Raw genomic sequence first — 8874 nt, 5'->3', positions numbered from 1 at the left:
CTGAGGTTGCTGCGGCCTCGATGCAGAGTTTCCTTTTGAATCAATCGGTTGGGATTAATTCGATGTTGTGCTGCTGCCTACACGGCTAGGGTTTTCAGCAGCTCAAGGGCTTGCTGCTGTTTGGCATCGGGAGTCGTATCGAGGGTGAAGGTGGGCTCGTGCGCGAGCGCCCCGGGACGACGACAGACATTGCGCACGATGGCACTGAGGTGGTGTAGCAGCGAGCCGAAGCTGTGCGCGGGGGTGCCATCGTCCAGTGTCTTGCTCGAGACTTTGCGCAACGCGCTGGGCGAGCGCCTGGCCGGGGCGACCGGATCGCGTTGCGCCTTGGCCGCCTGGTCCTCGTCGGCGAAGAGCAGCGGGCGCCAGGCTCGCATCATGTGCCACTTCACGTAGAAGGCGAGCATGCACAGCAACAGGTGCGCGCGGACGCGATCGCCAAGGCGATGGTAGATCGGCCGCACCTCGAGGTCGACGGTCTTCATCGAACGAAAGGCCTGCTCGACCTGGCTTAAGTTTTTGTAATTACGCACGACGTCGTCGCTGTTCATGCGTGCGGGCCGCACGGCTGTACGGATCACGTAGATGCCGTCCAGGGCGGCTTCCTGTGCGACGCGTGCGTCGTTGATCGTGTACTCAAAGGACGCGTCACCGATCACCAGATCAAAGTGCTTGCCGACCTTGTAGCGATTGAGGACCTTGCCCACGCGCAGGCCGATGCGTTCCTTACCCTTCAGGCGCTGAGCGGCAACACGCTGGCGAATCGGCTCGAGCTGCTCGACGGTAGCCTCAAGCAGCGCCTGGCGCTTGTGGCTGCGCTTCTTCGCGAGCTGCGGGTTGCGGCAGGCAATCAGGCGCTCGCCGGGATAATCGGCGTGGGTAAATTCGAACAGGTCGCGCTCATCAAAGAGCCCCAGCTGCAGGGCGCCCTCGCTGGCCAGGGTGCGCAGGGTGCCGGACTTCAGTGCGGTGATCCACTGCAGCCCGGGCTCGGCTTTGAGCGCATCGATATGGGTCTGGGCGATCATGCCGCGATCGCCCACCAGGACCATCTCGTCGATGCCGAAGCGCTCGCGCAACAGCGCGACCTGCGGCATGAACGTCTGCGCATCGGCGGTGTTGCCCTCAAACACCGAGACGGCGACCGGTACGCCGCGCGCATCGGTAAGCAGTCCATAGTTCACCTGCAACTTGCCGCGCTTGCCATCGCGGTTGTAGCCCAGGGCGGCCAGCTCACAGGTGCTGCCCTCGAAATAGCTCGAGCTCAGGTCATACAGCACGATGCTGCCTGGCTCCAGATGGCGCCGCGCGAGCTTGCCCTGGATGGCATCCTGGCGCTCCAGCAGCCAGTCCATCGCGACGTAGAGCGCCTGCTCATCACACCCTGCGACATCAAACAGGTCCGGCAAGGTGGTGGTGTCCCACCAGCGGGTGGTGGCGAGCTTGCTGTCAGGGCGGAGCACCCGTGCGGCGATCATCGCCAGCACGCGCTGGCGCTCGGGACACTCGCGCGCCGCCAGCAACTCCGGCATCCCCAGGCGCTGCATGGCCAGCCAGACCGCCTGCACATGACCATGATGACGCGACGCATCGATCTCAAACAGTGACGCCGGAGCGACCAGTTTCTCCCCGCGCAACACCTGGCGGATCAGCTCGATCTGCTCGGCCGGCAGCGCAGAGAGGTTGGCGAGCGTGCGTTTCCTGACTGTCTTGCCATCGCGGTACGACTCACGTAGCAACACGGTGGGAGGCGAGTCGCGGTTGGGAATAACGTGGATGTGCATGCCCACGTTATATAACAAATACACCAAAAATCAAGGACAAAAGTGGTAATTACATGCCTACGTTTTCGCGCGCAAAAACCCCCTTCGTGCCTTGATGGACTGGGCTTTTCAGGTCAAGGGATCAGGTTTTTGGCGGGCAACTTGAGCCTAGTAAATCCAACTTGCCCGGCAAGGCGGATCGGTAAGGTTTCCACGGCTTTAGCGACGATTCCCGCGCTGCGGCATCCTGCGCTTTCGCGCGTGCCATGCGAGGCAGCCCGCCGAGCGTTGTGATGACGACACACGCTGGCCCTTTTATCCGCCAAACGAGAACCAGACCGCGTAGCAGGCGCGCCGAACCGGCGGGCAATCGCTTACACTGAAACGGCTTTTCAGCACCGCAACTCACTGCAGCGCTTTTCGCTTTTCATCATTGCAAAAAAAGTCGCCCTGTCGCGTGCATCTGGCGCGGCCCTTCAGAACCGACAGCAGAACGGACTGGACACTCCATCGATGAAGACTCCCGCGGACCGATTTCTCGAACTCGACGCAGCACGCCACACCGCCGACGCCTACGGCAACCACGCCATCGACGAATTCATCGCCGGCCGCATCACGCGCCGCGATCTGCTGCGCTATGCGAGCGTGATCGGTTTGTCGCTGGTTGGCGGCGGCGTGCTGAATGCGCCGCGAGCCCGCGCGCAAGGCGCACCGAGCCCGTCTAACCAGACGATCCGCGTAGCCCATCTGACGCCGGCCGGCGCGGTCGATCCGCTCACCGTGACCGATGCCGCCAGTCTCGCGCTGCTCAACCAGACCGGCGAATTCCTGATCGACGACGACGGCGAAAAGCTCGTGCTCAAGCCGGCGCTTGCCTTGTCGTGGAAGCCGAACGACAAGGGCGACGTGTGGACCTTCACGCTTCGCCCGAACGTCAAGTTCCACGACGGCCAGGCATTCACCGCCAAAGACGTCGTCGCGACCTTCGACCGGCTCGCCGATCCGGCGAGCGGTTCGGCGGCACTCTCGGTGCTCAAGGGCGTGCTGTCGAAAGGCGGTGCAAAGGTGGTCGACGAGCACACGGTCGCCTTCCATCTCGATGCGCCGAACGGCAACTTCCCGTACTACGTTTCTTCGGACAATTACAACGCCGTTATCCTGCCCGCAAACTATGCGGGTGGTTATGAAAAGAGCTTCATCGGCACCGGTCCGTTCAAGCTCGAAAAGTATCAGGCGAAGGTCGGTGCATCGTTCGTGCGTAATCCCGATTACTGGGGCGACAAAGCGTTACCGCAACGCGTACAGTTCTCGTTCTACGCCGACGAACAGGCGCAAATGCTCGCTTTGCAAGGTCACCAGGCCGACGTGATGGGCACCTTCACCGTGCAAGGTGGCGCCGGCATTCTGAACAATCCGGAATACAAGGCAGTCGGCGTGAAGTCGAGCGCGCATCGCCAGATTCATATGCGCAACGACAATCCGTTGTTCAAGGACAAGCGCGTGCGCCAGGCGCTGGCGTTGTCCCTCGATCGCGACGTGCTGGTGCGGGGTCTGTTCAAGGGCCGCGCGCAACTCGGCAACGACAGCCCGTTCGCACCGGTATTTCCGTCTTCCGATGCAGGCGTCGCTCAACGCAGGATCGATATCGCGAAAGCGAAGCAACTGCTTGCGCAAGCGGGCGTGCCGAACGGATTCGACGTCACGCTGACCACCGAAAAGTATATGGAGATTCCCGATCTCGCCGTGGTCGTGCAGAACGCGGCGAAGGCGATCGGTGTGCGCATCAATCTGAAAGTGGAAAGCCAGTCGCTGTACTACGGCGCGGGCACGCCCGGCAAATCGGATTGGCTCGACTCGCCGCTCGGCATCACCGATTACGGTCATCGTGGCGTGCCGAATGTGTTCCTGAACGCGCCGCTCACCAGCACCGGCACGTGGAACGCCGCGCACTTCAGGAACCCGCAATACGATCAACTGGTCGCGCAGTTCGTCGCGGCGGTCGACCTGGGCACGCAGAGGAAAATCTCCGGACAGATTCAGACGCTGCTGCTCGACGAAACACCCGTGATCATCCCGTTCTTCTACGATCAATTGATCGCCATGCGCAAGGGCGTGAACGGCGTGCGCTTCACCGCGCTCGCGCAACTCTATTTCGATCGCGCGGTGTTGAGCGCTTGAGGTTGAACGCAAATGCGGTTGAACACAAATGCGGTTGCACGCAAAAGCGGTTTGACGCAAAAACGTTGAACGCATGAGCGCACGGCACTTCTTCGGCAGGAGATCACGATGTCGACCACGGTGACCCCTTCCGCTTCCCCGGTCTCGAGCGGCAACGCTGGCCGCGTCGTGCGTTTTCTGGCGACGCGGGTCGGCTTGTCGTTGATTACGCTGTGGCTGCTCTCGGTAATCGTGTTCGCGGGCGGCCAGTTGCTGCCTGGCGATATCGGCCGTGCGGTGCTCGGGCCGCTCGCCGATGCGCGCGCGGTCGCCGCGCTCAATCATCAGCTCGGCGCGGACCGGCCGCTCATGACGCAATACGTCGAGTGGATCTCACATTTTGTGCGCGGCGACATGGGGCTCTCCTATGCGTACCGTGAACCGGTCGGGCCTTTTATCGCCGACGCCCTGGCGCATTCGGCCAAGCTCGGCCTGCTCGCGTTTATCGTCGTCGTGCCGCTCGGCATTGCGGGCGGTGTGTGGTCGGCCATGCACGCGGGGCGCTGGCTCGATCGGACCATCAGCATCGCCGGTTTGTCGGCGACTGTGGTGCCGGAATTCGTCTCGTCGATCGTGCTGATTCTGGTGTTCGGCGTGTGGCTTCGTTGGCTGCCGATCGAAGCGTCGTATCCGCCCGAAGCGAGCGCGCTGGAACAATTGCGATATCTGATTTTGCCGGTGCTGCCGCTAGTGCTGGTGTTTTTCGGCTACATCGCGCGGATGGCGCGCGCGGGCACCGTCGAAGCGCTCGATGCGGATTACACCCGCACCGCGATCCTCAAAGGCTTGCCGCGCCGTACCGTGATCTGGCGGCACGTGTTGCGCAATGCGCTGCTGCCGACCATCACCGTCGCCGCGACGCAGCTCGGCTACATGATCGGCGGTCTCGTGGTAGTCGAGACGCTGTTCCACTATCAAGGTATCGGCTCGTTGATCTACAACGCCGCCAAGGCGAAGGATTTTCCGATGCTCGAAGCGGGCGTGCTGACGATCGGCGTGGTCTACACCGTCGCCAATCTCGTCGCCGATGCGCTGCATGTCCTGCTCAATCCGCGACTGCGCGTGAGGAGCGCCGAATGAGCACCATCGTTCCGCCAGCCGCGCCGCCTACGCCGCGTCCGGCTACCGAACCGCGCTTCGATCAATTGCGCGTCCTGCTGCGCTCGCCGACGTTTGTGGTCGGCGTGTTGATCGTTGGATGGTGGATCGTCTGCGCGATCGCCGGGCAATGGATCGTCCGGATCGACCCGTATGCATCCGATCCGCTCAACTCGCTGATGCCGCCCGACAGCACGCATTGGTTCGGCACCGATCAGCTCGGCCGCGACGTGTTCTCGCGGGTGATCGTCGGCGCACGCGACATTCTGACCATCGCGCCTTTGGCGACCTTGCTCGGCACGATCGCGGGCACGGCCCTCGGGCTGATCGTCGGCTACTTCGAGGGCTGGGTCGACAACGTAGTGGGCCGCGCGATCGACGCCGTGCTCGCGCTGCCGCTCGTGATCGTCGCGTTGCTCGCGCTGGCCGCGGTCGGCGCATCGAACTTCACGGTGATCCTCGTGATCGGCATCACCTTCACGCCGATCACCGCGCGTACGGTACGCGCCGCCGTGTTCGCCGAACGGCATCTGGACTACGTCGCCGCTGCGCAACTGCGCGGCGAACGCGCGCCGTACATTATGTTCGCGGAGATTCTGCCGAATGTGTTGCCGCCGATCATCGTCGAGGCGACCGTGCGGCTCGGCTATGCCATTTTCGCGGTCGCGACGCTCTCGTTTCTCGGCTTCGGCATTCAACCGCCTTCCGCCGACTGGGGGCTCGCGCTGTCCGAGTCGTACACGCTGATGGCGGGCGGTGCGTGGTGGACTGTCGTGTTCGCGGCGGGCGCCATCGCCTCGCTCGTGGTCGGCGTGAATCTGATCGCGGATAGCGTGCAAGGGGTGCTCGACCGATGAACGGCCCGCCGCCCGCCTCGTTTCCTGCCTTCGACGTCTCGAAGAGCGATCGCACGGATGCGTTGACTGTCGTAGGCCTGACGGTCACGTACCGGATGCGCGGACGCGATCGTGAAGTGCTGCAGGACGTATCGTTTCGCGTGCGGCGTGGCGAAGCGTATGGCCTCGTCGGCGAATCGGGCTGCGGTAAATCGACGGTGGCGATGGCGGCGCTGCGCTATCTGCCGCGCAACGGCAAGGTGAAGGCGGGCAAGATCATCATCGCCGGCCAGGACGTGCAGAAGCTCGACGCCGACGCGTTGCGCATGATGCGCGCGAACGCGATTTCGATGGTCTATCAGGATCCTGGGCGGGCGTTGAATCCGTCATTGACGATCGCGCGGCAAGTCACGGAAGCGTTCGAAGCAGCCGGTGTCTCGCGTGACGAAGCAGTGCGGCGCACGGTCGAGATACTGCAGCGCGTGCGCATCGCCTCACCCGAGCGCGTGATGGACAGCTATCCGCATCAGTTGTCGGGCGGCATGCAGCAGCGCGTGGTGATCGCGATGGCGCTCGCCTCGAACCCGGCCTTGCTGATTCTCGACGAACCGACCACCGGGCTCGACGCCACCGTCGAAGCCGAAGTGCTCGACCTGGTGGCGCAATTGCGCAAAGAACTCGGCACGGCCGTGCTGTTCATCAGCCACAACCTCGCGGTGATCGGGCGGATGTGCGAGCGCGTCGGCGTGCTGTATGCAGGCAAGCTGGTCGAGGAAGGCGCAACCCAGGACGTGTTCGCGCGGCCACGTCATCCCTATACGGTTGGATTGCTGCGCTGTTTGCCGAGCGCGGGGCGCAGCAAGGACACCGAGCGGCTCGATACCATCGCGGGCAATCTGCCCTTGCCAGGCTCGGTCACGCAAGGCTGCATTTACGCGGACCGTTGCCGTCTCGCCGACGACCGCTGCCGCCGTGAAGCACCGCCGCCGTATCGCGTGAGCGCCGCGCACGGCGATCAGATGTCGCGCTGCCATTACCACGAACGCGCAATCGAACTGCCGCGTTCGTCTGCGGAAGCGTTGCCCCGGCATGACGATGCGTTACGTGACGGCGAACGCCCTGCTCTCGTGCTTCGCGCGGAAAAACTCTCGAAGACATTCCACGTCTCCGGTGCCCCGCTGCGCGCAGTCGACGACGTCTCGATCGATCTCGCCAGTGGCGAAACGCTCGGCCTTGTCGGCGAATCCGGCAGCGGCAAGACGACGCTCGCGAAACTGATGCTCGGCCTGCTCACGCCGGACGCGGGCAGCGTGCTCGAACTCGACGGCACACCGCTCGCCGCACGCGTCACGCGACGCAACGACGAGCAGGTCAAGTCGCTGCAGATCGTGTTCCAGAATCCGGACTCGGCGCTCAATCGCGCGCATTCGGTGAAGCGGCTGATCGGCCGTGCGTTGTCGCGCCTCACCGCGCTGCGTGGCGCCGCGATCGACGAACGGCTCGCCACCTTGACGGCGGCGGTGCGCTTGCCCGAGCGCTATCTCGGCTCGCGCACGCGTCAATTGTCCGGTGGACTCAAGCAGCGCGTGGCGATCGCGCGCGCGTTTGCCGGTGAGCCGCGCGTGGTGGTCTGCGACGAACCCACTTCCGCGCTCGACGTCTCCGTGCAGGCTGCGATTCTCAACCTGCTCGCCGACCTGCAACGCGAGCGTGGCGTGAGCTACGTGTTCATCTCGCACGATCTGCACGTGGTGCGCTATTTGTCGGATCGTATCGCGGTGCTGTACCTCGGCCGGTTGCTGGAGATCGGACCGGCAGCCGCAGTCTTCGGCGGACCGCACCATCCTTACACCGAGGCGCTTCTGTCTTCGGTGCCGACGCTCGACGCTCACGACGGCACAGCCCGCATCCGCCTGTCCGGCGATCTGCCGAGCGCCGCATCGCCGCCGTCCGGGTGCGTGTTCCACACGCGCTGCCCGCGCAAACTGGGAGCGATCTGCGAGCAGCAAGACCCGCCCTTCCTCGAAGCCGGCAGCGGCGACCCTACCCAGCCGTCCGCGCATCGCATCCGCTGCCATATCCCCGTCGACGAACTGCGCGCGCTGCAAACCGCCTCGCGCGACAATGCCGGCACGGCCTCCGGCAACGGTTCTGAAAATGCACCGGAAAACGCCGCGCGCAACGAATAACGCGCAATAACATGGCTTTTCTGCGGTGCGTTTCATCATCGAAACGTTTTCATGCGTTTTTTCCTCGCGGGCATCGCGCCCCCCTATTCGACTACCGTCGCCGCAAGGCTTTGCGGCAAATGGCATGGATATCGCTGAGTACTGTCCATGCATTCGAAGCCAAAGAGATCGGGAGAGAGTCGGAAGCGCCGCTTGTAGGAATCGCCGTAGCAAGAAGCGATACGTGACGAAGCGCGCTCGGACAGTATCGGCTGAAGCGCATGCAAGCGTTTGCAAGCATTTGCAAGCGCTCTTCAGCGCACCGGCTACGGAGCCGGGTAGACAGTGATCGTGCTTGACTTGCATCCGCAAACCAAACTCGGGGGGCGACGAGGCCCGCATTCAGACAGGCCCGTCGTCAGCGAATCAGCGTGAGAAATGGCGGCAGCGAGGTGTCGGCGTTCCCTCGGGAGAGACGTGATGAAAACCAGAAAATTCAATCAGTACTACTTCGGGGTTATACGGAGTGCGGCAATCGTGGCAGGCGTGGCCTTGCTGGTAACCCAGGTCGCGTACTCGGCATCGACGGATGTGGTCCCCAAGTGGATGGTGCTTGCCGATGCGCCAATGCCTGCGAGCGGCGCGCACAGCGCGACGCAACTTGCACAGGACGACGGTTCAGCGACGGGCGCAGCGGCCACCGGCACCGCACCCGGCGAAGCGACCGCTGCCGACGATGCGGCCTTGGTGTTCAGTCCGCCGCCATGCTTCACGCACCCCCCGACACTGGTG

General features: G+C 63.6%; 5 protein-coding genes and 1 pseudogene. 5 read left to right on the top strand and 1 reads right to left on the bottom strand.

All coding sequences use genetic code 11. The features are described from left to right. Nucleotides 1–77 precede the first annotated feature (77 nt). Nucleotides 78–1784: an IS1634 family transposase gene (locus GNZ13_RS39605; RefSeq protein WP_172175470.1), complete on the bottom strand. Its 1707-nt coding sequence runs from the start codon at nt 1782–1784 to the stop codon at nt 78–80. A 492-nt stretch (nt 1785–2276) separates the two neighbouring features. Here GNZ13_RS39605 and GNZ13_RS39600 point away from each other — a divergent pair, with 492 nt between their 5' ends. The 5 genes and pseudogenes from GNZ13_RS39600 to GNZ13_RS39580 form a co-directional block, all read left to right on the top strand. Continuing rightward, nucleotides 2277–3941, top strand: coding sequence for an ABC transporter substrate-binding protein (locus tag GNZ13_RS39600; protein WP_172175468.1), 1665 nt, complete (start codon nt 2277–2279; stop codon nt 3939–3941). Between the two features lie 108 nt (nt 3942–4049). Beyond that, nucleotides 4050–5060: an ABC transporter permease gene (locus GNZ13_RS39595; protein ID WP_172175466.1), complete on the top strand. Its 1011-nt coding sequence runs from the start codon at nt 4050–4052 to the stop codon at nt 5058–5060. Continuing rightward, nucleotides 5057–5935 carry an ABC transporter permease gene (locus tag GNZ13_RS39590; RefSeq protein ID WP_172175464.1) on the top strand — a complete coding sequence of 293 codons (879 nt, stop codon included), beginning with the start codon at nt 5057–5059 and terminating at the stop codon, nt 5933–5935. The genes GNZ13_RS39595 and GNZ13_RS39590 overlap by 4 nt, the downstream gene beginning before the upstream one ends. Next, on the top strand, nt 5932–8103 hold the full coding sequence (locus tag GNZ13_RS39585) for an ABC transporter ATP-binding protein (RefSeq protein WP_172175462.1): 2172 nt from the start codon (nt 5932–5934) through the stop codon (nt 8101–8103). Before GNZ13_RS39590 ends, GNZ13_RS39585 begins: the two co-directional genes overlap by 4 nt. Nucleotides 8104–8562: 459 nt before the next feature. Next, nucleotides 8563–8874, top strand: a pseudogene (locus GNZ13_RS39580) (hypothetical protein); the annotation flags it as partial.

Origin of the sequence: Paraburkholderia elongata (assembly GCF_013177735.1) — a bacterium.
GTDB classification, from domain to species: Bacteria; Pseudomonadota; Gammaproteobacteria; order Burkholderiales; family Burkholderiaceae; genus Paraburkholderia; species Paraburkholderia elongata.
Note: the sequence above shows the minus strand (reverse complement) of the source record. Positions and strands in the feature narration are given on the sequence as shown.

Excerpts from the sequence above, each read along its gene's own strand:
- GNZ13_RS39605 (WP_172175470.1), bottom strand. The coding sequence starts at position 1,784 with ATGCACATCCACGTTATTCCCAACCGCGACTCGCCTCCCACCGTGTTG.
- GNZ13_RS39600 (WP_172175468.1), top strand. The coding sequence starts at position 2,277 with ATGAAGACTCCCGCGGACCGATTTCTCGAACTCGACGCAGCACGCCAC.
- GNZ13_RS39595 (WP_172175466.1), top strand. The coding sequence starts at position 4,050 with ATGTCGACCACGGTGACCCCTTCCGCTTCCCCGGTCTCGAGCGGCAAC.
- GNZ13_RS39590 (WP_172175464.1), top strand. The coding sequence starts at position 5,057 with ATGAGCACCATCGTTCCGCCAGCCGCGCCGCCTACGCCGCGTCCGGCT.
- GNZ13_RS39585 (WP_172175462.1), top strand. The coding sequence starts at position 5,932 with ATGAACGGCCCGCCGCCCGCCTCGTTTCCTGCCTTCGACGTCTCGAAG.